Consider the following 22,961-nt stretch of genomic DNA (forward strand, 5'->3'; position numbering starts at 1 on the left):
AGGCGAACAGTCGGCATCATCGCGGCGTCTTGGCACGTCATGGCGGAGATGCCGCACGAAGGGACCGATATTCGTGGCGCAGCGTGTCGTAGTCACTCTCTTTGACGACATCGACGGCTCGGAAGCGGCGGAGACGATCGCCTTCGGTGTCGACGGCCGGATGTACGAGATCGACCTGAACGAAACCAATGCCCGGGAACTGCGCAAGGCGCTCGAACCGTACGTCTCGGCCGGCCGCAAGCGCTCGCGTTCCGGCAAGGCGTACCGGCAGACGGAGGTCGCCCCCGACCCGGCGGCGGTCCGGGCCTGGGCGCAGGCGAACAAGATGGACGTGCCCGCGCGGGGCCGGATCCCGAAGAAGGTGTACGAGGCGTTCGCCGAGGCGCAGTGAGGCCGCCTCGGGCCCACCCCGACGCACGGAACACGGTCAGCCGCTCCGTGCGGCCGGGGTGGGCGGCCACCCCTCGGCCGCCGCTCGGCCGGCCCTCGCGTCAACCGACTTGCGCAGCACCCCGGGTGATCAGCTAAAGTCTGGAGCACGCCGAGGGGCGAGGCCGAAAAGCCCAGCTCACGGAACATGCGGGTGTAGTTCAGTAGTAGAACATCCCCCTTCCAGGGGGAAGGCGCAGTGTGCAATTCCTGTCACCCGCTCTGCATCGCCGTACCGATCACGCAAGTCGATCAGGTAGGCTGGTGCTCGCACCGATCGGTGAAGGCCGGTCGGGGGCAATGCGGACGTAGCTCAGTTGGTAGAGCGCAACCTTGCCAAGGTTGAGGTCGCGAGTTCGAACCTCGTCGTCCGCTCGGGAATCAGACCCCGGTCCTCCAAGGACCGGGGTCTTTTCGTGTGCCCACGGCCGGGGCCGCCCCGGGGTGCGGCGGCCCGTCTGACATTTGTCATACCGGGCGATGACGGGCCGCACTGTCGTCCGGTCCGAACCACCGGGATGCTTGAGCCATGCAATCAAACGGACACGAACACGTGATTGAGGTCACCGACCTCCGGCGTGTGTACGGGGGCGGGTTCGAAGCCGTGCGCGGGATCGACTTCTCCGTGCGCCGCGGAGAGGTGTTCGCACTGCTGGGCACCAACGGCGCCGGCAAGACGTCGACGGTCGAGCTGCTGGAGGGCCTCGCCGCTCCGGCCGGCGGGCGGGTGCGCGTCCTCGGGCACGACCCGTACACCGAGCGGGCCGCCGTACGGCCCCGCACCGGGGTGATGCTCCAGGAGGGCGGCTTCCCGTCCGAGCTGACCGTCGTCGAGACCGCCCGGATGTGGGCGGGATGCGTGAGCGGGGCCCGCCCCGTGATGGAGGTACTGGGGGTGGTCGGGCTGGAGTCCAAGGCCGGCATCCGCGTGAAGCAGCTGTCCGGCGGCCAGCGCCGCCGCCTGGACCTGGCGCTCGCGCTCCTCGGCGACCCCGAGGTGCTCTTCCTCGACGAGCCCAGCACCGGACTGGACGCCGAAGGCCGCCGGGACACCTGGGAGTTGGTGAGCGCCCTGCGCGACGGCGGTACGACGGTGCTGCTGACCACGCACTACCTGGAAGAGGCCGAGCATCTCGCCGACCGGCTCGCGATCATGCACGAGGGCCGGATCGCCACCACCGGGACCCCGGCCGAGGTGACCGCCGAGCGGCCCTCCCGGATCTCCTTCGAGCTGCCCGACGGCTACTTCGTGGGCGACCTGCCGCCACTCGCCGAACTGGGCGTCAGCGGCCACGAGGCCGAGGGGCGGACGGTCAGGCTGCGCACCCACGAACTGCAGCGCGCGGCCACCGGGCTGCTGACCTGGGCCGGGCAGGCCGGCGTGGAGCTGCGCCGCCTGGACGTACGGTCCGCATCCCTGGAGGAGGCCTTCCTGGAGATCGCGAAGGAGGCCTCCGCGAGCACGGCCCGCGGGACGACGGCGAAGGAGCACGCGGTATGAGCGCCACGACCGGCAAAGGAGCTCGCGGCATGAGCGCCACGACCACGGAGCGTTCCCCGGAGCGCGCCACGAACGCCCCGCTCACCACGCCGACGGGGCGCATGACCGCCCTCGCCCGTGCCGAGATGATCCTGCTCGGACGGAACAAGGGCACCGTCTTCGCCGCCCTCTTCGTCCCGCTGGTGCTCCCGTTCAGCGTCTGGTCCGCGTCCAAGGAGATGGACCTCGCCGAGGCCGGACTGACCACCGGCACGCTCGTGCTGCCCGCCGCGATCGGCTTCTCCCTGCTGTTCGCCGTCTACTCGGCCCTCGTCGGCGTCTTCGTCGTCCGGCGCGAGGAACTCGTCCTCAAGCGGCTGCGCACCGGCGAACTGCGCGACGCCGAGATCCTGAGCGGTTCCGCGATGCCGGCCGTGCTCAGCGGGTTCGTGCAGAGCCTGCTGCTGGCCGCGGGCTGCTTCGTCCTGCTGGACCTGTCCGCGCCCTCCGCGCCCCATCTGGCCGTCCTCGGCCTGCTGCTCGGGCTCGTGATGAGCGCCGCGCTCGCCGCCGTCACCGCGAGCTTCACCCGGACCGGTGAGAGCGCGCAGGTCACACCGCTGCCGTTCACGATGGTCTCGATGCTCGGCTCCGGCATGTTCGTCCCGCTGGAGCTGTTCCCCGACCTGCTGGCCTCCCTCTGCGAGCTTCTGCCGCTGACGCCCGTCGTCACCCTGGTGCGCGGTGGCTGGACCGGTGACCTGTCGGCGTACGAGGCACTGGGCTCCGTGGCCACGGCGGTGGCCTGGACCGTCATCGCGGTGTTTGCTGTACGGCGGTGGTTCCGCTGGGAGCCACGGCACTGACGTACGGGAAGACCGGGACCGGGATCAGGGCCGGGACCGGGGCCGGGACCAGGGCCGGGATCAGGGAGAGCGGGGCGAGCGAGGGCATGCGCAGGCCGAGGCGCTGGTGGGGGCGGATGAGCACGCCGGCGAAGGTGGAGACGTACACCCGGTGGTCCTTCCACTTCTTCGGGCTCATCGAGGTCCTCACCATCGGGGTGTCGGCCTTCGACCAGGTCGGGCCCCGGCTCGCGACCGGGCTGTCCCTGCTGGTCGTCCTGCACGCCGCGGTCTGCATGCTCTTCTCCTCCCGGGCTCTGGACTGGACGCGCGGCCGGCGTGCGCAGCCCCTGCGGCTGCTGTGGACGCTCGCCGTGCTCACGGCGGTGATCGCGATCGGCGCGGTCGGGATCGCGGAGCGCGGACCGGGCGGCGACGGGGTGGACACCGCGGCCGGATCCGTCTTCGGAGGCGTCCTGTGCTTCGGCGCCGGCACCCTCACGCTCGGCGTGCGCAACCGGCGGCGCGTGGTCGCCCTCGTCGGCGGCTTCGCGGTGGGGGCCGGTGTCGTCTCGTTCCCGTTGGGCATGCCGGGCATCGCCTCGGCCGCGGTGGCGGGCCTCGTGCTGGTGGCCGGCGGGTTCCTCGCCTTCACCTCGATCTTCTCCGTCTGGCTGCTCAACGCGGTCTACACGCTCGACGAGGCCAAGGAGACCCGCGCCCGGCTCGCGGTCGCCGAGGAACGGCTGCGGTTCGGCCGGGACCTGCACGACGTGATGGGGCGGAACCTGGCCGTGATCGCGCTCAAGAGCGAGCTGGCCGTCCAGCTGTCCCGGCGCGGACGGCCCGAAGCGGTGGAGCAGATGATCGAGGTGCAGCGCATCGCGCAGGAGTCGCAGCGGGAGGTCCGGGACGTCGTCCGCGGCTACCGTGAGGCCGACCTGGAGGTCGAACTCACCGGCGCCCGGGGCGTGCTCACCGCGGCCGGGATCGACTGCGAGGTGAGCGGCGAGACGTCCGGGCTGCCCTCCGAGGTGCAGTCGGCGCTCGGCTGGGTGGTGCGGGAGGCGACCACGAACGTGCTGCGGCACGGGGACGCCGAGAAGGTCGCCGTGGTGGTGCGGATGTCGGAGGGACGTGTGGTGCTGACGGTGGAGAACGACGGGGTGGCGGACGCGACCGGGACGAGTCCCGCCGTCGGCCCGGACGGCACCGCCGCGTCGGACCGCCCCGCCGCTTCGGGCGGCTCCGGGCTCGCGGGGCTGCGGGAACGGCTGTCCGCCGTGGACGGCACGCTGGAGGCCGGGAGCGCCGGCAAGGGCGTGTTCCGGCTCACGGCGGAGGTACCGCTGCCGTCGGCCGCCGCCGGGGCCGTGCTGGAGGCCGCGTCGTGACAACCCCCGTACGCGTGCTGCTCGCCGACGACGAGCACCTCATCCGCGGGGCGCTGGCGGCCCTGCTGTCCCTGGAGGACGACCTCATCGTGGTCGCCGAGGCGGCCACCGGTCCGGAGGCCCTGGCGATGGCACGGGCACACGTGCCGGACGTCGCCGTACTGGATCTCCAGATGCCCGGCGCGGACGGTGTGAAGGTCGCCACATCCCTGCGGACGGAGCTGCCCGCGTGCAGGGTGCTGATCGTGACCAGTCACGGGCGGCCCGGGCATCTGAAACGGGCGCTGGCGGCGGGTGTGCGCGGGTTCGTGCCCAAGACGGTCAGCGCCCAGCGGCTCGCCGAGCTGATCCGCACGGTGCACGCCGGAAACCGCTACGTCGACCCCGAGTTGGCCGCCGACGCGATCTCCGCCGGGGACTCGCCGCTGACCGCGCGCGAGGCCGAGGTGCTGGAGCACGCCGCCGACGGAGCGCCCATCGCGGAGATCGCCGAGCGCGCCGCGCTCGCCGAGGGGACCGTACGGAACTACCTGTCGTCGGCCGCGAACAAGCTCGGTGCGGAGAACCGGCACGCGGCGGTGCGGCTCGCCCGGGAGCGGGGTTGGGTATAGTGGCTGTCGCGCCACGGCGAAGTCCACGACGAAGTCAGGACGGAGTCCACGGCGCAGTGCGAACGTAGCTCAGTTGGTAGAGCGCAACCTTGCCAAGGTTGAGGTCGCGAGTTCGAACCTCGTCGTTCGCTCCAGGAGAGAAAGCCCCCCGGCTCCGGCCGGGGGGCTTTCCCGTGTCCGCCTCGGCGGTGCCTACGACCAGCTCAGACCGGTCAGGCGCTCGTAGGCCTCCACGTACTTGGCGCGGGTCGCGTCCACGACCTGCTGCGGCAGCGGCGGCGGGGGCTGCTCGCTCCGGCGGTCCCAGCCGGACTCGGCCGAGGTCAGCCAGTCCCGGACGAACTGCTTGTCGTACGACGGCTGCGCACGGCCCGGCTGCCACCGGTCGGCCGGCCAGAAGCGGGAGGAGTCCGGGGTGAGGACCTCGTCGGCGAGGACGAGGTCCTCGGGGCGCTCGCCCTCGAAGCCGAACTCGAACTTCGTGTCCGCCAGGATGACGCCGCGGTCGCGGGCGATGTCCCGCGCACGGGAGTAGACAGCCAGCGTCGCCTGGCGCAGGGCCGCCGCGGTGTCCGCGCCGACCTGGCGGACGACCTCCTCGTACGAGACGTTCTCGTCGTGCTCGCCGACCTCGGCCTTGGTGGCCGGGGTGAAGATCGGGGCGGGCAGCTCCGAGCCGTCGACGAGGCCTTCGGGGAGGGCGAGACCGCAGACGGTACGGCTCTCGTCGTACTCGGCCAGCCCCGATCCGGTGAGGTAGCCGCGGGCCACGCACTCCACGGGGACCATCCGCAGGGACTTGCAGACCAGGGCGCGGCCCTCCCAGTCGGCGGGGGCGCCGGGGGGCAGTTCGGTGCTCAGGACGTGGTTGGGGGCCAGGTCGGCGAGCTGCTCGAACCACCACAGGGAGAGCTGGGTGAGGACGCGGCCCTTGTCGGGGATCTCGGTCGGCAGTACCCAGTCGTAGGCGGAGATGCGGTCGCTGGCGACCATCACGAGGTCGCCCGCCTCGTTCCGGTACAGCTCGCGCACCTTGCCGGTGTGCAGATGCACCAGACCCGGAACCTGGATCGGCTCGGGCTTTTCAACGAATCCGGACACGGTTCCTCCCCGTGGTTCTGTCCAATGGCTCCGATTGTCCCGTACGGCCGGGTGATCGGGGACGGCGGGTCGGTCGGGGTGCGGTCCGCGTGTGGTCCGGGTCGGGTCGGGGTGCGGTTCGGGTGCGGTCCGGTCTTCTTCGCTGTCAGTCCCGTTTGCAGATGCGGTCCAGGAGGTTGGCGGTGGCCCGCTGGACACGTGGGTCCACGTGGCCGGGACGGTCCAGGGCCGGGGACCAGGCGAACGTCCCTGACGCGAAGACCCAGGCGCCCGACGGGGCCCGGTACAGCGACGTCTCCTGGTGGCGGCGGGCGCCGTCGGCGTCGGTGTACGGGCTGTGCGCGAGCAGGACCCGTTCGTCGTGCTCGGGGAGCGCGGTGCGCGGGAAGTAGCGGTCGGCCTCGCCCGCGACCAGGTCCTCGATCTCGTCGCCCTCCTGGGCGCCGGTGGCCTCCCAGAGCCAGTGGTCGGCGTTGCGGACGGTCATCGGGTGCGGTTCGGGGACGCGCCCGGCGTACTGGATGCCGAGCAGCTGCTGTTCGGCGCGGTCGATCTCCCGCCACAGCGCCGGCCGGCCCGGGCCCCGTCGTTTGCGGCAGGTCAGCAGGCGGTCGGGGACGCCGGACGGGGACGGGGCCAGCTCCACCTGCCAGTACATGCTGTTGGCGGAGAGGAAGACCAGGGAGGTGCCGTGCTCGCGGGCGAGTTCGGTGGTGCGGCGCATGGCGGGTGACCAGTACTCGTCGTGGCCGGGGAAGACCAGGCCCCGGTAGCGGGTCGGGTCGACGCGGCCGGAGTGCAGGTCGCGGGCGTCGGCGTAGGCGAGGTCGTAGCCGTAGCGCTCGGCGAAGCGGATGAAGTCGTAGGCGTGGCCGACGTGCAGGGGGAGGCCGGCGCCCGCGTAGGGGCGGTCGAAGGAGACCGTCGTCGCGGCGTCCGCCTCGCCCAGCAGGCGGCCCTCCTCGTCCCAGGCGTGGTAGAGGCTGGCGCCGGTACGGCCGTCCTCCGGGTAGAGGTTGTACGCCTGCCAGGTGATGTCCGGCAGCAGGAGGAGCAGGTCGGCCGGGTGGCTGTCGCGTACCGTGAAGGGGACGTGGGAGCGGTAGCCGTCGGCGGTGGTCAGGACGGCGACGTACGCGCCGATGTTCCAGTACGAGGGGATCTGCAGCCGCCAGGACAGCCACCAGTGGTGGCAGGAGACCGTGCGGTCGGCGGTCAGCGGCGCGGGCTGGACGATGCCGGACAGGCGGGGGCTGGTGGTGATCTTGGCGGCGCCGTCACCGCCGTAATGGCCGATCCGGTAGACGTCGACGCTGAACTCCTGCGGCGGGTCGACCGTGATGTGGAAGTCGATGGCCTCGCCGGGGGCGGCCGCTCCGGTCGCGGTGAAGCCCTTGATCTGGCGGCGGACGTCGTCGGCGGCGCGCGGGCCACCGCCGTCGGTGCGCCGCCTTCGGCTCCCCGTGCCGGTCCTGCCGTCCTGGTCCGGTACGGCGTCCTGGTCCGCGTACCAGGCGACGACCTGGCCGGAGTCGCCGAAGTACGTCTCGCCGCCGCGCAGCCAGGGGACGGGCCCCTGCCCGAAGGGGTCCGTCACGGCGTGCGCGAGTGCTCCCGACTCCCAGCGGCGGATCTGCTCGGGCCCCATGGGACAGTCCCCTCCCTCGTGCCCCCGCGGTCGTGCGTATGACGAACGCCTTTGCCATGTGCGCGATCGGTCCCAGCACATCACATTTCGCGCGTGCACTGTCACTGTTCGTTGCGAAGTGGCCGAAAGTGGAATTGGTGGGTCCGATTTAACGCTCCGATACGGATCTGTTCGGCGGCACGACGGTGCATGGCGGTGGTGGCGGCGGTGGCGGTGTACGGCGGTGGCGGTGTACGGCGGCGGGTGGGGCGGGCGCGGGGCCGGGCCGGGGGTCAGACCAGGCGCACGGGCTTCTCCGGGCGTATGCCGAGCTCACTCATCCAGTCACGCAGGGGCCCCGGGTCGCCGGCCTCGACGAGGCTGCGCACGCGGGGGGCCAGATCTCCTGCCCGTGCGCCGTTGACCAGGAGGGACGGGCCGTCGAGCCAGTCGAGGCCGGGGACAGCGCCGGCGGTGTCCATCGCCGCGCAGCACACCATCGCCGTGATGTGGGCGGTGAGGATCTCGCGGCCGGTGCGCGGGGGCTGCAGGGGCAGCAGGGGGAGCGCGCCGTCGTCCCAGAGGGCGGCGTCGGGACCGGCCGGTCCCGTGGCTGCCCCGGGGGCGGACGCCCGGCCTCCGGCCGGCTGCGCCGCCCCCTCCTCGCGCGCCAGCTGGGCACTGAGCCCGGCGGCCAGGGCGGCGCCGCGGGCGGTGGTGCCGGCGAGGTCGTCATCGTCGTCGGTGGCGCGGTGGTCCACGTGCTCACCGCTGGGGGAGTCTGCGTCGCCGTGGACGCGGGGGACGTCTGCGGCGGTGTGGGTACGAGGAACGTCTGCGTCGCTGCGGACGCGGGGGGCCTCTGCGGCGGTGTGGGTACGAGGAACGTCTGCGCCGGTGTGGACGCGGGGGGCCTCTGCATCGGTGTGGGCGCCGAGGCGGTCGGTGTGGGCGCCGCGCTCGCTGTCCGGCACGTACACGGCCCCGGCGTCGGTCCCGGCGCGGGGGCCGGTGGTCCGGGCGCCGGTGCCGGTCTTGGCATCGGCACCGGTCCCGGCATCAGCGCGGGTCCCGGCATCGGTACCGGTCCCGGCCTCGGTGCGGACGTCGGCGGGCCCGGCCTCGGCCTCGCTGTCGGTTCCGCGCCCGGTACCGGCGCCAGGCGGGCCCGTCCGGGCCTCGGTCTCCGGTCCGGGCCGGAGCCCCACGCCGAGCGCGGCTGCCGTGTCCCGTGGGTCCGGGGGGCCGTCGGCGGCCGGGGCGGGCGAGGTCGTGAGGTGGTCCAGGACGCGGGCCAGGGTGGGGCCGTCGGCGCCCGGTACCGCGCCTTCCGCGGCGCGACGGACGCCCAGGGCGTCCAGGACGCGGTGGAGGCGGGCCGCGTCCGTGCGCCAGGTCCGGTCGACGACCTCCTCGGGATACTCGTCCCATCCCACCGGCGCCCAGTCCGGGCCGGTCTCGGCGGGCCCTCCGTGGAAGAGGCGCGCGGCGAGGAGGGAGACCACCTCGTCGATCGCACCGGGCTCCTCCAGAAGGTCGCAGGCGGGACGCTCACCCAAGCGGGAGGCGAAGCCCTCGGCCAGGCGGTCGCGGCGGGACAGCTCCGTGAGCGCGGCGACGACGCCCACGTCCAGCCGGGAGGGCCAGCGGCCCATCCGCCAGGCGGGCAGCGCGACCCGGGTCAGCAGGCGGTCCCAGCCCGCGTACGCCAGCCCGACCTGCTCCTGCGCGACGATCCGCAGACCGTAGTCCACAGCCTGTGCACGCTCGGCGGCCGCCGCCGCGACCCCGCGCTCCATCTCGGCCGCGTGCACACGGCAGCCGCGCAGCAGGAGCCGGGACACCCAGCCGAGGCCCGCGCGCACCGAGCGGGACAGCGGGCCTCGACCGCCCGCCGAGGTCACCGCCACCGCGGCGTCCAGGCCCCGTATGAAGCGGCGGGCCGCGGCTATGTCGGGGTGCGCCGAGGGTCCCGTACCCGCGACGACCGGGGCGAGGACGGCGCGCAGCTCACCGACGCGCATCCACCACAGGAAGGGTGAGCCGATGACGAGGACGGGGGTGGCGGCGGTCCGGCGGCGGGCGGGTCCGCCCGTACCGGCCACGTCGTCGTGCTCCTCCACGGGCGGCGGGCCGTGCGCCGGGTGGGTGCGGTCCTCCAGCCAGCTGTCGCAGTCCGGCGTCAGCGCTATCGCGGAGGGGGCGGGGACGTCGAGCCGGTCGGCCAGGTCACGCACCATCCGGTAGAGGTCCGGCGCCGACTCCTCGGCGATCGTGACCGTCGGGGTGACGGCGGGCCGGGAACGGGCGACGACCAGGGCGACCGCGGCCGCGGCCGCCAGGACGAGAAGCGCGAGCACGGACACGGTCCAGCGGGCGATGTCCCAGCCCCCGCCCGCGAGGTGCCCGGTGGAGCCGCCCACGAGCAGGATCACGGCCGCGGCGGCGGGCAGCAGGGCTACGGCCAGCGCCCGGCTGCGGATGCGCAGCACGGCCAGCGCCCGGGAGCGCGCGGCCTGCGCGCCCATCTCCACACCACCGATACCGGTCACGGCCGGACCTCACCCCCTCCTTGCTGCCCTGGACATTCGCGCTGCTCTCCGGCTCTCGCTCACTCCCCCACTGTGGCACCCGCCACTGACATCGCAATGCCGGTGGGCCAAGTGCCGGAACGCTTGCGCGGCACCCTAGTTGGGGCCTTCGCGCCCGTCAGCCGTATGGCGGATCGGTCACTCGATGGAATGGCTTTGGGGAAAGCTGGATGACGGACAGCAAGGATCAGGCCCCGGTTCCTGAGACGGAACCGGGGCCTGTCGGGTTCGGTGCGCGCGTGCGTCCCGCGGAGCCGGGTCAGGCTTCGGCGGCTGCCTTCGCCGCGATGTCCGTGCGGTACTGGGAGCCGTCGAGGCCGATGCGGGCGACGGCCCGGTAGGCGCGGTCGCGGGCCTCGGTGAGGTCCGCTCCGGTGGCCGTGACGGACAGGACGCGACCGCCGGCGCTGACGACGGTGTCGCCCTCGCCGCGGGTGCCGGCGTGCAGGACGTAGGCGTGCGGGGCGTCCTCGGCGGCCACCTCGTCGAGGCCGGTGATCGGGTCACCGGTGCGGGGGGTGGCCGGGTAGTTGTGGGAGGCGACGACCACGGTGACGGCCGCTTCGTCGCTCCAGCGCAGGGGCTCCAGGTCGGCGAGGTTGCCGGTGGCGGCGGCCATCAGCAGGCCGGCGAGGGGCGTCTTCAGGCGGGCCAGTACGACCTGGGTCTCGGGGTCGCCGAAACGGGCGTTGAACTCGATCACGCGGACGCCGCGCGAGGTGATGGCGAGACCGGCGTAGAGCAGGCCGGAGAAGGGGGTGCCGCGGCGGCGCATCTCGTCGACGGTCGGCTGGAGCACGCTCTGCACGACCTCGTCGACCAGCTTGGGGTCGGCCCACGGCAGCGGCGAGTACGCGCCCATGCCGCCGGTGTTCGGGCCCTCGTCGCCGTCGAGCGCCCGCTTGAAGTCCTGGGCGGGCTGGAGCGGGCGTACGTTCTCGCCGTCGGTGACGGCGAAGAGGGAGACCTCGGGGCCGTCCAGGTACTCCTCGATGACGACGCGGTCGCAGGCGTTCGCGTGCGCGCGGGCCGTCTCGATGTCGTCGGTGACGACGACGCCCTTGCCGGCGGCCAGACCGTCGTCCTTGACGACGTAGGGGGCGCCGAAGGCGTCGAGGGCGGCGTCGACCTCGCCCGGGTTCGTGCAGACGTACGAGCGGGCCGTGGGGACGCCGGCGCCGGCCATGACGTCCTTGGCGAAGGCCTTGGAGCCTTCCAGCCGCGCGGCCTGCCCGGAGGGGCCGAAGACCGGGATGCCCGCCTCGCGCACGGCGTCGGCGACCCCGGCGACGAGGGGCGCCTCGGGCCCGACCACGACCAGTTCGGCGCCGAGCCGGGTGGCCAGCGCGGTGACGGCCGCGCCGTCGAGGGCGTCGACCTGGTGCAGTTCGGCGACCTCGGCGATACCGGCGTTGCCGGGTGCGCAGTGCAGCGCGGTGACGTCGGGGTCGAGGGACAGGGAACGGCACAGGGCGTGTTCGCGGGCGCCGCCGCCGATGACAAGGACCTTCACGGGGTCAGCCTAATGGGAACGGGCCCGGACGGATTGTGCGGGCTTCCGAAGGGACGGGCCGCGAGGGCTTGTGTGTTCCTCCATGTCGGGACCCGGCCCGCGGGCCCGGGCCCGCACGCCGCCGCCCGCTGCCCCTCGTGCACTACTCGTGCGGGATCTCCTCGACCACCGACGCCCCCAGCTCCCGCACCAGCAGTTCCTTGCCGGAGAGGGCCGACTCGTCGAGGTCGGGGTCGTCGTCCTCGGGGACGTCGTCCTCCGGGGAGACCGGGCGCGGCGCGGGCGCCGGGGGCCGGGGCGCGGGGGCGGACGACGGGCCGGACGACGGCCCCGGCGCGGCGGGCGTGGACGGCGCGGGCGACGGAGGCCGGGCCGCGGGCGACGCCGCCGCCGGGCCCTGTGCGGGCGCACCGCCCCCGAAGCCGCCGGCGCCACCGCCGCCGAAGCCACCGCCGCCGCCACCAGCGCCGGGTCCGGGTCCGCCGTAGCCACCGGACGGACCGGCAGGGGACGGAGGGGCCGAGCCGCCGGACGGGTCGACGACCGCCTCGACCTTCCACTGCACGTTGAACTGCTCGGCCAGGGCCTGCCGCAGCACGTCCTCGCTGCCGCTGCTCAGGAAGTTGTCGCGAGCGCCGGCGTTGACGAAGCCGATCTGGAGGGAGGTGCCGTCGAAGCCGGTCACCTGGGCGTTCTGGCTGAGCAGGATCCAGGTGAACCGGCGGCGGTTCTTGACCGCCTCCAGGATGTTGGGCCAGATCGTGCGCGGGTCCACTCCGGCGCCGGCCGGCGGAGAAGCGGGTGCGGGGGCGGAGGCGGCGGCCGGCTCGGGGGCCGGGGCCGGGGGCGCGGCGGGACCGGGGGCGGCAGGCGTACGGGACGGCTGGCCGCCACCCGCCGGGGCCGCCGTGGGCCACCCTCCGGGACGCCGACCGCCGCCGGCGGGAGCCGCGGTCGGCCAGGCACCGGGCGCGGGCGCCGCTGGGGACGCCGCGGCGGGAGCGACGGGAGGCGCGGGGGCGGCCTGGGGCTGCCCGCCTCCGGCGGGACCCCCGTCCTGGTGAGGAGCGGGCACCGCACCGGCATCGGCGGCCGGCTCGGAGGGCCGGCCGCTCTGGCCGGCCGCGGGAGAGCCTCCGCCGCCACCGGGCCCGGGTGCCCTTACCGCCGCCCGGGCCGCGGCGGGCCCGCCGCCCGGCGGGACCGGAGCGGCGACGGCCGCGACGCCCCCGGCCCCCACAGCGGCACCGGCATGCGCCTCGGGCCCGGGCACATACCCCATGGCGGGCGCACCGGCACCCGCGGAGAACTGCACACCGCGCTCGATCCGGTCCAGCCGGGCCATCACCGCACGCTCGTCGCCGTACGCGGCGGGCAGCAGCACGCGCGCGCAGATCAGCTCGAGCTGGAGGCGGGGCGAGTGGGCGCCGCGCATCTCGGTGAGCCCCTCGTTGACGATGTCGGCGGCACGGCTCAGCTCGGCCGCGCCGAAGGACCGCGCCTGGGCCTGCATCCGTTCGACGACGTCGGCGGGGGCGTCGATGAGCCCCTTCTCCGCCGCGTCGGGCACGGCGGCGAGGATCACCAGGTCGCGGAGGCGTTCCAGCAGGTCGGTGACGAAGCGCCGCGGGTCGTTGCCGCCCTCGATCACCCGGTCCACGACCTCGAAGGCGGCCGAGCCGTCCCCCGAGACGAACGACTCGACGACGGAGTCGAGCAGTGAGCCGTCCGTGTAGCCGAGCAGAGCGGTCGTCATGTCGTACGTCACACCGTCGGCACCGGCGCCCGCGAGGAGCTGGTCCATGACGGACATCGAGTCCCGGACGGACCCCGCGCCGGCGCGCACCACCAGCGGCAGCACGCCTTCCTCGACCGGGATCTCCTCCTTGCCGCACACCTCGCCGAGGTAGTCGCGCAGGGTGCCGGGCGGCACGAGCCGGAAGGGGTAGTGGTGGGTCCGCGACCGGATGGTCCCGATGACCTTCTCCGGCTCGGTGGTCGCGAAGATGAACTTCAGGTGCTCCGGGGGCTCCTCGACGACCTTGAGCAGGGCGTTGAAGCCCTGCGGGGAGACCATGTGGGCCTCGTCGATGATGTAGATCTTGTACCGGCTGGAGGCGGGCCCGAAGAAGGCCTTCTCCCGCAGGTCGCGGGCGTCGTCCACGCCTCCGTGCGAGGCGGCGTCGATCTCGATGACGTCGATGGAGCCCGGCCCGTTGCGCGCGAGGTCGCGGCACGACTGGCACTCGCCGCACGGCGTCGGGGTGGGGCCCTGCTCGCAGTTCAGACAGCGCGCCAGGATGCGGGCGCTGGTCGTCTTGCCGCATCCGCGCGGACCGCTGAACAGGTACGCGTGATTGACCCGGTTGTTCCGCAGCGCCTGCTGCAGCGGGTCGGTGACATGCCCCTGCCCGATGACCTCGGCGAAGGACTCCGGGCGGTAACGGCGGTAGAGCGCGAGAGACGACACGCATACGAGGTTATAGGCGCCCACCGACAACCGGCCCGCCCCCGGAAACGCAGGCGCCCCCCACGCACCCGCCAGAGCCGACCTACCCTTGCTGCCTTCCGGCCCTGGGGGAGTTCAGTCAGATAGCGCCGCGTGAGGGGCTGAGCCACACGTTACCCGATGTGGGGCCCTCAGAACGAGTTCGCAAGCACTCTCCCACGTCATGTAATGTTCTCTGCGGAGGATTCGCCTAGAGGCCTAGGGCGCACGCTTGGAAAGCGTGTTGGGGGCAACCCCTCACGAGTTCGAATCTCGTATCCTCCGCCAGTGCCTCACCGGGCACGAAGTCGAAGGGCCCCCTGGAAACAGGGGGCCCTTCGACGTTTTCCCTACGCCTCGGTGTCCTGGTCTTTGTCCACAGCGAGGTTTTTCGGGGGCTCCCCGGATGGCGCGCTCTGTCTTCCGGGCCGCCTCCTTGAGCATGGGATCGGTCACGTGCAGGTACCGCGCCCGCATTCGTGCCGTCCCGCCCCCGGATCCGCCCGCCGGGCCGCAGGCGCACGAGCGCGGGGACGGTGTCCATGGCCAGTACGAGAGCGAGGGACGCCGCCCTCCGCCCTGGTCGGTCATCGACCGGCCCGGCAGCCGGGTCCTGACCGCGGCGAGGACTACCTCGTCTCCCCCGGCCTGACCGGTGGGGCTCCGCGGCCCGTGCCCCGGCGCGCCCCGCACGAGCCGCCGCTTCCACACGGGGGGCGGGGCACGGACCCGCTACCGCTCGATCCGTATCCGTCTCGCCTCGCTCACCTGCTCGGTCTCCGACACCCGGACCGTCGTCCTCATCGTCCAGGTGCCGGGGAGGGGCAGGGTGAGGGAGTTGGCGCTCCAGTAGCCGCCCCGGTCGACGAGTTCCGCGGTGATCGGGCCGACCTCGCGGTCGGGCAGCGTGAAGGAGAGGCGCAGTTCGGGTACGGCGGCCAGGCTGCCGTCGGGGCCGAAGACCACGGCCTGCACCGCGTTGTCGCCGGTGCGGCCGGGGTCCAGGGTGATCTGGACCGTGCCCCGGCCGGAGGTGCCGATGTCGAAGGGGACGGTGGTGACGGAGGCGGGCAGCACCCCGCCCGCCGGTACGGCCCGTGCCACCCCGTCCGCCGCCCGGCCCGGCAGGGTGCCGGTGAGCACGGTCGTGATCGCCAGGACGACGGCCGCGACGACGGCCTCGGCCAGCACGGACCGGCGCAGCCCCCGACGGTGGGCGGCCACGTCGGCGGACGGCTCCGGCTCGGGCAGGGCCGGCTCGGGCGGCTCCGACGCCCGGGCCGGTGGTCCGCCCGGCGGCCCACCCGCCGGCTCCGGTGCCCGCTCACGTACGTGCGCGCGTACGGCCGTGTCCGCACGCGCCCCCGCCGTCACCCACGCGGTCGTCCACCGTCGCGAGACCGCCGCCGCGGCCAGCAGTACGGCCACACCGGCCAGCTTGGCGAGCAGCAGCCTGCCGTACGTGGTCTCGGTGAGCGCCGGCCAGGAGCCGAGGCCGCGCCAGGACTGGTAGACGCCGGTGACGGCCAGGACGGTCACGGAGGCGAGGGCGGTCCGGGAGAAGCGGGCGACCGTGGCGGCGTCCGGGGAGGAGCGGAGGGTGGCGAGCAGGGCCACGAGACCGCCGAGCCATACCGCCGTGGCCAGCAGGTGCAGCACGGAGGACGCCATCGCGACCGGCACCTGGATCCCGGCGGAGGCGTGCTCGGCGGCGGCCCAGGTCAGAGCGAGGCCGACGGCCGACGCGGCGCCCACCGCGGTGGCGAGCGGGGTGCGCCGCCGGTGACGGTCGCCGCGGGCCGTGCGGAGCAGGAGCAGCGCGACCGGCACGAGCAGCGCCAGCCTGACCAGCAGCAGCGCACCGGGCCGGGTCTCCACCGTGCCGCCGAGGGCGGCGGCGTCCAGGGCCGCCGACGGCCCCGCCCCCGCCTCGTACGGGGCGCGCAGCACCAGCAGGGCGACGGTGGCACCCAGCAGGGTCCACCAGCCCGCCAGCAGTGGCCGGCGCAGCGGGGCGGGGTCCGGCGGGCGGCACAGGACGACGAAGGCGGCGGTGCCGATGAGCAGGATGGCGGCGAGGTAGGAGAGGTAGCGGGCGATCTTGTGGAGGGTGGCGGTCAGCGGGTCCTCGGTGGGACCGGTGTCCACGGACGCGGTCGTCGCGGAGGGCTTGCCGACCGAGAAGGTGAAGGCGCCGGAGACGGGGTGGCTGTCGGCCGACACCACCCGCCAGGCCACGGTGTAGGTGCCCTCGCCGAGCTCGCCCGCCAGCGCGACGCGGGCCGTGTCGGAACGGCCGTCGGCGTGCCCGGCCTCCCCCGTGCGCACCCGGTGGCCGCCCGGGTCGAGGACGCGGAAGGAGTCGTCGCGCAGGCCGACGGACTCGGTGAAGGTCAGGGTGACGTGGCGGGGGGCGCGCTCAAGGACGGTGCCGTCGCCGGGCTCGGTGGAGCGGAGGGCGGCGTGGGCGGACGCCGGTCCCGCGCCGCCGAGGACGAGGCCGAGGACGAGCAGGACCAGCACGGTGCCCGGCAGCGCCGGCCCCTGGGCTCCCCGTCGGCCCCGTCCGTTTCCACGGTCCCCTCGCGCCCGGTCTCCGGTGCGCGCACCGCCACCACACCTCACGTCGCATCTCCGTCGTCGCGGCCCACTGCCTCCGGGACAGGTACGGACGCGGGCGCCGCCCCGCTCACCCCAGACGCACCACAGACGCACCACAGACGCACCGGAGACTCACCGGGTGCCGGGCCGGGTCCTCACCACGACGGGCGTGCCGTCACCCCGCCGTCCACCACGAGGTCGTGGCCGGTGACCCAGGACGCCAGTGGCGACGCGAGGAACACGCACGCGTCGCCCACGTCCTCCGGGCGCCCGAGCCGTCCCGTGGGCGCCGCCTCCCGCCACCGCCGTACGCCGTCCGGCCAGGCCTGCGTGAGGCCGTCCCGGTCGATGAGGCCGGGCGAGACGGTGTTGACCCTCACTCCCCACGGGCCGTACTCCAGCGCCGCCGAACGGGCGTGTGCCACGACCGCCGCCTTGGAGGCGCCGTAGTGCGCGTGGGCGGGTGCGGGGGCGCCCGCCTCGATGGAGGCGATGTGCGTGACCGTGCCGCCGTCGTCATGGGCCCGCATGATCCGGGCGGCGGCCTGCGTGCACGCGAAGACACCGGTGAGGTTGGTGTCCACCACCGTCCGCCACTCGGCGGCCGTCATGCCGGGCAGGTCCCGCAGCGGCTGCACGCCCGCGTTGTTGACCAGTGCCGTCAGCCGTCCCCCGCCCCAGTCGGCGGCCTCCTCGACCAGGGCACGGCAGGCGTCCGCGTCGGTGAGGTCGGCCCGCAGGACCGTGGCCCGCCCGCCCCGCTCCCGGATCCGCGCCGCCACGTCCCGTGCCGCCTCCACCGCCGTACGGCAGTGCACCGCGACCGCCGCGCCCTCCTCGGCGAACCGCAGGGCGATGCCCCGTCCGATGCCGCCGCCCGCGCCGGTGACCAGGGCGACCTGGCCGTCGAGGAGGTTCATGGACGGCACAGTTCCACGATCCGCGCGGCCTCGGCCGGGTAGCGCGCCGTGAGGGCGGCCGCGTCGCCGTGCTCGTAGTCCCCGTAGGTGAACCCGGGGGCCATCGTGCAGCCGAAGAGCGACCACGCGCCGCCCGTCACCACACTGGCGCCCATCCAGGTCCCGGCGGGGACGGTGAACTGCACGTGCTGTCCGCCCAGGACGTCCGGCCCCAGTACGGCCGTACGGGCGCCGCCGTCGGGAGCGAGCAGGAGCAGTTCCAGCGGATCACCGAGGTAGAAGTGCCAGACCTCGTCGGTGGGCAGGCGGTGCAGGGCGGAGAAGTCACCCGGACGGGCGGTCAGCAGGGCCACGATGGCCGAGCCGGCCGGGCGTCCGTCCGGGCGCTCGGGGCCGGCCCAGGTACGCCGGAACAGGCCGCCCTCGCGCGGGAGGGGCTCCAGCGCGTAGTGCGCGATCAGGTCCTCGGCGGTCGGCGGGGAAGTCACCCCGGGAACGCTACCTCCCTGCGGAGGAACGCGAGTTGCGCCTTCTTCTCGGGCAGGAACACGTCCGGCAGGTCGACCTCCGGCAGCACGACCGCCGGTCCGGCGGTGAAGCCCTGTTTGAGGAAGCGGGCGATCGCCTTCTCGTTGCCGACGTCCGGGTCGACCACGATCCGCGTCCGGTCCAGCCCCAGCAGGACGTACGCCATGAGGGACCCCGCCAGCGCGGCGGTCCAGCCGGGCCGCGCGCCCTCGGTCCCGGCGGGGGCGAGCAGCAGGTGGACACCGATGTCGCCGGGTTCGACGTCGTAGCACTCGCTCACCCGGTCGGCTCCGGGGTCGTAGGTCTGGAGCAGCGCGACGGGCGCGCCGTCCTTCACGACCAGGAAGGCGTGGTGGGTGTCGAGCGTGTCCATGTGGGCGTAGATACCGGCGACCTGGTCCGGGGTGAGGCCGTTCATGCCCCAGAAGGCGGCCCGTTCCTCGCTCACCCAGCCGTGGATCACGGCGGCGTCGGCGGCGGCGTCGAGGGGGAGGACGCGGACGGTGCCGAAGCCGTCGAGGTCCTGCTCGTGGACGGGGACGCGGGAGGCGTACGGGGACGGGAGCGGGGGCGTGTGCGGGTCAGCCATCGGTTTCCTTCGTGAGCCGGGCGAAGTCGGTGACCACCGGGGCGAGTTCCCCGTCGAGCCAGAGCTGCTGCTGGTCGCGGTGGTGGGGCGTTCCGGGTACGCCCCGGGCGCCGTGGGGCACCACCCAGCCGCTGTCCTGGCGGTCGGCCAGGTCCCAGACGTAGCGGGCGGCGGGGCCGCGTGCGGCGCGGTCGGTGAGGCCGGGGACGGCGGAGGTGCACAGCACGCAGTCGTGGTCGCCGGACAGGCCGGGTTCCTCCTCGGGGGAGGCGTCCGGCAGCGCCCGCCAGGGGGCGAGGCGGTGCGTGTCGCCCCAGGTGCCCGCGGGCGGGCGGGCGGCCACCTCCTCCAGTGCCGCGCGGACGGCCGCGGCGCGGTCGATGCCGTACAGGTCGTCGGCGCGCAGCAGGTGTTCGAGGGCGTATCCGACGCGTGGCACGAGCGCGAGCCACGGCAGCAGCACCTCGGGGTAGGCGGGCGGCACGGACGCCGCGGCGAGGACCGGGTGCGCCGCCAGCCGCCGGACGACCGCTGCGCGCAGGGCCGCGTACGCCGCCGCGTCGGTGCTGTCGGCGTCCATGCGCCGGTCCCAGGCGAGGAGGCGGTCGCGCAGGGCGCCGGCCTCGGGGGTCAGGGCGTCCAGGGCGGTCAGGTGGTCCAGGAGGGGGGCGGCCGAGGCGAGGTGGGTGTCCGTGTGGATCGCGGGCATGCAGGCGGCCGACCAGCGTTCCTTCGCGGCGAGCAGGGCGGTGATGCGGTCGGCGCGGTGCGGCGGCGCGAACTCGACGCCGAGCGGGCCGGCCGGGCCGCGCTGGTTGGCCATCACGGCGACGCCGTCGGTGAGTCCGGCGCGGGGCGGGGTGTGCCAGCCGGTCCACTCGTGGCCGGGCTCCCAGGCGGGCACGGGGCGCAGGCCGTTGGTGGTGGACCGCACCGGCACGCGCCCCGCGACCCGGTGCAGCAGCCCGCCCTCGGTGTCGGCGGCCTGCACGACGTTGACCGGCTCGGCCCACGCGTCCAGGGCGCGGTCCACGTCGGCGACCCGGCGGGCCCGCAGCAGCGGCAGCAGGGCGCCGAAGCCGAGGTCGGCGGTGACGCGGGGCGGGTAGCGCAGGCTGAGGGCGGTGGGGGTGCCGTCGTCGAGGCCCTCGGGTCCGCCGGCGATGACCGGGCCCCGGTCGGTCTCGATGACCTCGACCTGGACGTCGTCCTCCCCCGCGACCCGGATGGTCTCCGTGTGGCGGGCGGCGCGGTGCCAGGTGCCGTCGGGACCGAGCGCCTCGACGCCGGCGCCGGTGCGGCGCAGTCGCTCCCGGTACAGGTCCTGGTAGTCGGCCATGGCGTTGGTGATGGCCCAGGCGACCGTGCCGGTGTGGCCGAAGTGGGCGATGCCGGGGACGCCGGGCACGGCGAGGCCGACGACGTCGAACTCCGGGCAGGACAGGTGGATCTGCTGGTAGACGCCGGGGTCCTCGATGAAGCGGTGCGGGTCGCCGGCGATGACCGCGTGCCCGGTCACGGTCCGTTCGCCGCTCACCAGCCAGCCGTTGCTGCCGGCGGTGCCGGGGCCGTCGGCGGCGAAGAGGGCGACGGCGTCCGGGCCCAGGTGCGCGGTGATGTGCTCGCGCCAGAGCTTGGCGGGGAAGCCCGCGAAGAGGATGTGCGTGGCGAGCCAGACGCCGAGCGGGGTCCAGGGCTCCCAGCGGCCGGGGGCGAGGCCGGCGCGCGCGAACTCGGGGGCGGGTCCGTCGCCTCCGGGCTCGACGCCTCGGGGTCCGTCGCCTCGGGGTCCGTCGTCTCCGGGTCCGTCGCCTCCGGGGTCGTCGCTCCCGGCCCCCTCGGCCAGCCCTTCGTTCACACCGTCCACGTACGCCCGCACCCAGGCGGCCGTCTCCGGGTCCTTCTCCTCCAGGGCGGCGAAGCAGCGGCGGGCGGTGTCCGCGAGCCGGGCCCGTCTGGCGAGCCGGTCCCAGGACAGGGCTCCGGGGCCCAGGAAGGAGGCGGAGGTGCCCTGCGCGCGGTGGCGCTCGACCTCCAGCTGCCAGGCCCGGTCGCGGGCGGTCACCCGGCCCTGGGCGCGGGCGAGTTCGCCCGCGCTGTCCGCGCGCAGGTGCGGGATCCCCCAGGCGTCGCGGTAGGTCTCGGCGCTCACCCCTGTGCCCCTACTTTCCTTTAGGTTAGGCTCACCTAAGTCTTTGGTCGTGGCCGAATAGTACGTGAAGGGTGAAGAAACGATGGGGCAGGGGCGGGGTTGGGAGGGCGCGGTCCTCAAGCTGATGCGTGCGAAGGACTTCGAGTTCACCGTGACGGACGCCGAGGACGTGACCCCGCACTTCCGGCGGCTGCGGCTGAGTGACGGCGGCCTGCTGGCGGCGACCGGCGTCCACCCGACGATGTGGGTGCGGCTGTGGTTCGAGAACGCGGGCAAGCCGCACCAGCGGGCGTACACGCTGGTCGACCCGGACCCCGCGACGGGCACCTTCGGCATGGAGTTCGCCCTGCACGAGGGGTGCGCGAGCGACTGGGCCCGGGCGGCGAAGCCGGGCGACACCGTGGAGGCGACGGTCCAGGGCACCGGCTTCGAGCTCCCTCAGCCGCTCCCCTCCCGCGTCTTCGCGGTCGCGGACCCGGCGTCCCTGCCCGCCCTCAACTCCCTCCTCGACGCGCTGGGGCCGGTCCCGGCGACGATCTGGTTCGAGGACGGCGGCACCGGCACCGACGGCCTGCCGTTCCGCACCGACCCCGGCCGCCACGAGGTCCGCACGGTCCCGCGCCGCGACGCCGGCGCCCACCTGGTCGCACAGGTGAAGGAGGCCCTGCCGGAACTGCTGGGGGCCACCCCCGAGCCGTACGTCTGGATCGCCTGCGACACGGCGACGACCCGGGCGCTGGCCTCGTACGCCCGCAAGGAGCTGGGGCTGCCCAAGCAGCGGGTGAACGCGCTGGGGTACTGGCGCGCGACCTGAGCCCGCCCGCGCGATCATCGGGGGCATGGACGTCACACTTCACCTCGCCCAGGACCCCGAGGCCGACGAGCTCCTCGGCCGCAGCCCGCTCGCCGCGCTGGTCGGCATGCTGCTGGATCAGCAAGTCCCCATGGAGTGGGCGTTCAAGGGCCCGTCGACCATCGCCCGGCGCATGGGCGCGGAGGACCTGGACGCGCACGACATCGCCGCCCACGACCCCGAGGCCTTCGCCGCCCTGCTCTCCGGCAAGCCGGCCGTGCACCGCTACCCCGGCTCGATGGCGGGGCGCGTCCAGCAGCTGTGCCGGTACCTCGTCGAGACCTACGACGGTGACGCCGAGGCCGTCTGGCGGGGCGTCACCACCGGCAAGGAGCTGCTGAGGCGGCTCCAGGAACTGCCGGGTTTCGGCAAGCAGAAGGCCCAGATCTTCCTCGCCCTGCTCGGCAAGCAGCTCGGCGTCCGGCCGGAGGGCTGGCGCGAGGCCGCCGGCGCCTACGGCGAACCGAAGTCCTTCCGGTCCGTCGCCGATATCACCGGGCCGGAGTCCCTGGCCAAGGTGCGCGCCCACAAACAGGAGATGAAAGCGGCGGCGAAGGCCGCGAAGGCCTCCGGCCGGTAGCGGGGTGAGGGGCCCGGAACCCCGGCCCCGGGAGCCACGGACCCGAGGCGGCCCGTCGTCAGGCCCCGAACCCCGCACCGGCTCCCGCACCGGCCCTCGCACCGACCCTCGTTCCCGTTTGCCCGGTTTTGCGGTGTCATTTCCGGCGCCGCGCTCCGGCGCCATGGCTGCGCCCGCGACGTCTTGCCCGGTAGGCTTTCCGTGTGATCTTCAAGCGCATCGGAAACGGCCGGCCGTACCCCGACCACGGCCGGGAGAGCACCCGGCAGTGGGCGGACGTCGCGCCGCGCCCGGTCCGCCTCGATCAGCTCGTGACGACCAAGGGCCAACTCGACCTGGAAACGCTCCTCGCCGAGGACTCCACCTTCTACGGCGACCTCTTCGCGCACGTCGTGAAGTGGCAGGGCGACCTGTATCTCGAGGACGGCCTGCACCGCGCGGTGCGCGCGGCGCTCCAGCAGCGCCAGGTGCTGCACGCGCGGGTCCTCGAACTCGACTGACCGAAACCGGCGCCGGCCCCGGTTCCGACCCCGGCCCGGCTGTCGCGACGACCCTCGCGACGCTCCGGATTGACCCGTTCGGGTTGCGTTTCCCCGAACGCCGGAACGTCGACTGATCATCTAATAGGCATCGTCGCCCGAGCGCACTACGCTGCGACC

General features: G+C 74.3%; 18 protein-coding genes, 4 tRNA genes and 1 other RNA gene. 12 read left to right on the plus strand and 11 right to left on the minus strand.

Annotated elements, in window-relative coordinates; genetic code table 11:
* Positions 1-73: 73 nt before the first annotated feature.
* The 8 genes from ACH4F2_RS20575 to ACH4F2_RS20610 all read left to right on the plus strand — a co-directional run bounded on the left by ACH4F2_RS20575 (position 74) and on the right by ACH4F2_RS20610 (position 4,893).
* On the plus strand, positions 74-391 hold the full coding sequence (locus ACH4F2_RS20575; RefSeq protein ID WP_398134142.1) for an Lsr2 family protein: 318 nt from the start codon (positions 74-76) through the stop codon (positions 389-391).
* 188 nt (positions 392-579) lie between these two features.
* Positions 580-651, plus strand: a tRNA-Gly gene (locus ACH4F2_RS20580).
* 80 nt (positions 652-731) lie between these two features.
* Positions 732-804: transfer RNA gene (locus tag ACH4F2_RS20585), tRNA-Gly, on the plus strand.
* A gap of 154 nt (positions 805-958) precedes the next feature.
* Positions 959-1,930, plus strand: coding sequence for an ABC transporter ATP-binding protein (locus ACH4F2_RS20590; RefSeq protein ID WP_398134143.1), 972 nt, complete (start codon positions 959-961; stop codon positions 1,928-1,930).
* A 29-nt stretch (positions 1,931-1,959) separates the two neighbouring features.
* Positions 1,960-2,775, plus strand: coding sequence for an ABC transporter permease (locus ACH4F2_RS20595; protein WP_398134144.1), 816 nt, complete (start codon positions 1,960-1,962; stop codon positions 2,773-2,775).
* Between the two features lie 86 nt (positions 2,776-2,861).
* Positions 2,862-4,148, plus strand: coding sequence for a sensor histidine kinase (locus ACH4F2_RS20600; protein WP_398134145.1), 1,287 nt, complete (start codon positions 2,862-2,864; stop codon positions 4,146-4,148).
* Positions 4,145-4,759 (plus strand): response regulator, encoded by a 615-nt coding sequence (locus ACH4F2_RS20605; protein WP_398134146.1) that lies wholly within the window; start codon positions 4,145-4,147, stop codon positions 4,757-4,759. The genes ACH4F2_RS20600 and ACH4F2_RS20605 overlap by 4 nt, the downstream gene beginning before the upstream one ends.
* Before the next feature lie 58 nt (positions 4,760-4,817).
* Positions 4,818-4,893 (plus strand) — tRNA-Gly (locus ACH4F2_RS20610).
* Positions 4,894-4,951: 58 nt separating this feature from the next.
* Here the strand turns inward: ACH4F2_RS20610 and ACH4F2_RS20615 are convergent.
* From ACH4F2_RS20615 to ffs, 6 genes are all read right to left on the minus strand, one after another.
* Positions 4,952-5,860, minus strand: coding sequence for a phosphoribosylaminoimidazolesuccinocarboxamide synthase (locus ACH4F2_RS20615; protein ID WP_398134147.1), 909 nt, complete (start codon positions 5,858-5,860; stop codon positions 4,952-4,954).
* 145 nt (positions 5,861-6,005) lie between these two features.
* A complete protein-coding gene (locus ACH4F2_RS20620) occupies positions 6,006-7,508 on the minus strand; it encodes a N,N-dimethylformamidase beta subunit family domain-containing protein (protein ID WP_398134148.1) in 1,503 nt (500 codons plus the stop codon).
* A 272-nt stretch (positions 7,509-7,780) separates the two neighbouring features.
* Positions 7,781-10,039, minus strand: coding sequence for a hypothetical protein (locus ACH4F2_RS20625; RefSeq protein WP_398134149.1), 2,259 nt, complete (start codon positions 10,037-10,039; stop codon positions 7,781-7,783).
* Positions 10,040-10,337: 298 nt separating this feature from the next.
* Entirely contained in the window at positions 10,338-11,591 is a 1,254-nt protein-coding gene (gene purD, locus ACH4F2_RS20630) for a phosphoribosylamine--glycine ligase (protein WP_398134150.1), read from the minus strand.
* A gap of 142 nt (positions 11,592-11,733) precedes the next feature.
* A complete protein-coding gene (locus tag ACH4F2_RS20635) occupies positions 11,734-14,061 on the minus strand; it encodes a DNA polymerase III subunit gamma and tau (protein WP_398134151.1) in 2,328 nt (775 codons plus the stop codon).
* Between the two features lie 49 nt (positions 14,062-14,110).
* An RNA gene (ffs, locus tag ACH4F2_RS20640) (signal recognition particle sRNA small type) lies at positions 14,111-14,205 on the minus strand.
* 74 nt (positions 14,206-14,279) lie between these two features.
* On the opposite strand from ffs, the gene ACH4F2_RS20645 reads away from it, so the two are divergent.
* Positions 14,280-14,367, plus strand: a tRNA-Ser gene (locus ACH4F2_RS20645).
* Between the two features lie 444 nt (positions 14,368-14,811).
* Here the strand turns inward: ACH4F2_RS20645 and ACH4F2_RS20650 are convergent.
* The 5 genes from ACH4F2_RS20650 to ACH4F2_RS20670 all read right to left on the minus strand — a co-directional run bounded on the left by ACH4F2_RS20650 (position 14,812) and on the right by ACH4F2_RS20670 (position 20,869).
* The gene (locus tag ACH4F2_RS20650) at positions 14,812-16,602 is read right to left on the minus strand and encodes a copper resistance protein CopC (RefSeq protein WP_398134152.1); all 1,791 of its coding nucleotides are present in this window, start codon (positions 16,600-16,602) and stop codon (positions 14,812-14,814) included.
* A 233-nt stretch (positions 16,603-16,835) separates the two neighbouring features.
* The gene (locus ACH4F2_RS20655; protein WP_398134153.1) at positions 16,836-17,600 is read right to left on the minus strand and encodes an SDR family NAD(P)-dependent oxidoreductase; all 765 of its coding nucleotides are present in this window, start codon (positions 17,598-17,600) and stop codon (positions 16,836-16,838) included.
* Positions 17,597-18,088 (minus strand): cupin domain-containing protein, encoded by a 492-nt coding sequence (locus ACH4F2_RS20660; RefSeq protein ID WP_398134154.1) that lies wholly within the window; start codon positions 18,086-18,088, stop codon positions 17,597-17,599. The genes ACH4F2_RS20655 and ACH4F2_RS20660 overlap by 4 nt, the downstream gene beginning before the upstream one ends.
* Positions 18,085-18,717, minus strand: coding sequence for a GNAT family N-acetyltransferase (locus ACH4F2_RS20665; protein ID WP_398134155.1), 633 nt, complete (start codon positions 18,715-18,717; stop codon positions 18,085-18,087). The genes ACH4F2_RS20660 and ACH4F2_RS20665 overlap by 4 nt, the downstream gene beginning before the upstream one ends.
* Entirely contained in the window at positions 18,710-20,869 is a 2,160-nt protein-coding gene (locus ACH4F2_RS20670; RefSeq protein WP_398134156.1) for a penicillin acylase family protein, read from the minus strand. Before ACH4F2_RS20670 ends, ACH4F2_RS20665 begins: the two co-directional genes overlap by 8 nt.
* A gap of 82 nt (positions 20,870-20,951) precedes the next feature.
* Between ACH4F2_RS20670 and ACH4F2_RS20675 the strand changes: the two genes are divergently transcribed.
* The 3 genes from ACH4F2_RS20675 (at position 20,952) to ACH4F2_RS20685 (ending at position 22,802) form a co-directional block, all read left to right on the plus strand.
* Positions 20,952-21,683 (plus strand): siderophore-interacting protein, encoded by a 732-nt coding sequence (locus tag ACH4F2_RS20675; RefSeq protein WP_398134157.1) that lies wholly within the window; start codon positions 20,952-20,954, stop codon positions 21,681-21,683.
* A gap of 25 nt (positions 21,684-21,708) precedes the next feature.
* Positions 21,709-22,302, plus strand: a complete 594-nt coding sequence (locus ACH4F2_RS20680) for an HhH-GPD-type base excision DNA repair protein (protein WP_398134158.1) — start codon at positions 21,709-21,711, stop codon at positions 22,300-22,302.
* A gap of 203 nt (positions 22,303-22,505) precedes the next feature.
* A complete protein-coding gene (locus ACH4F2_RS20685; protein WP_003999914.1) occupies positions 22,506-22,802 on the plus strand; it encodes a type II toxin-antitoxin system VapB family antitoxin in 297 nt (98 codons plus the stop codon).
* Positions 22,803-22,961 lie beyond the last annotated feature (159 nt).

The sequence above is a fragment of the Streptomyces sp. NPDC017890 genome (assembly GCF_044328675.1).
GTDB lineage: Bacteria > Actinomycetota > Actinomycetes > Streptomycetales > Streptomycetaceae > Streptomyces.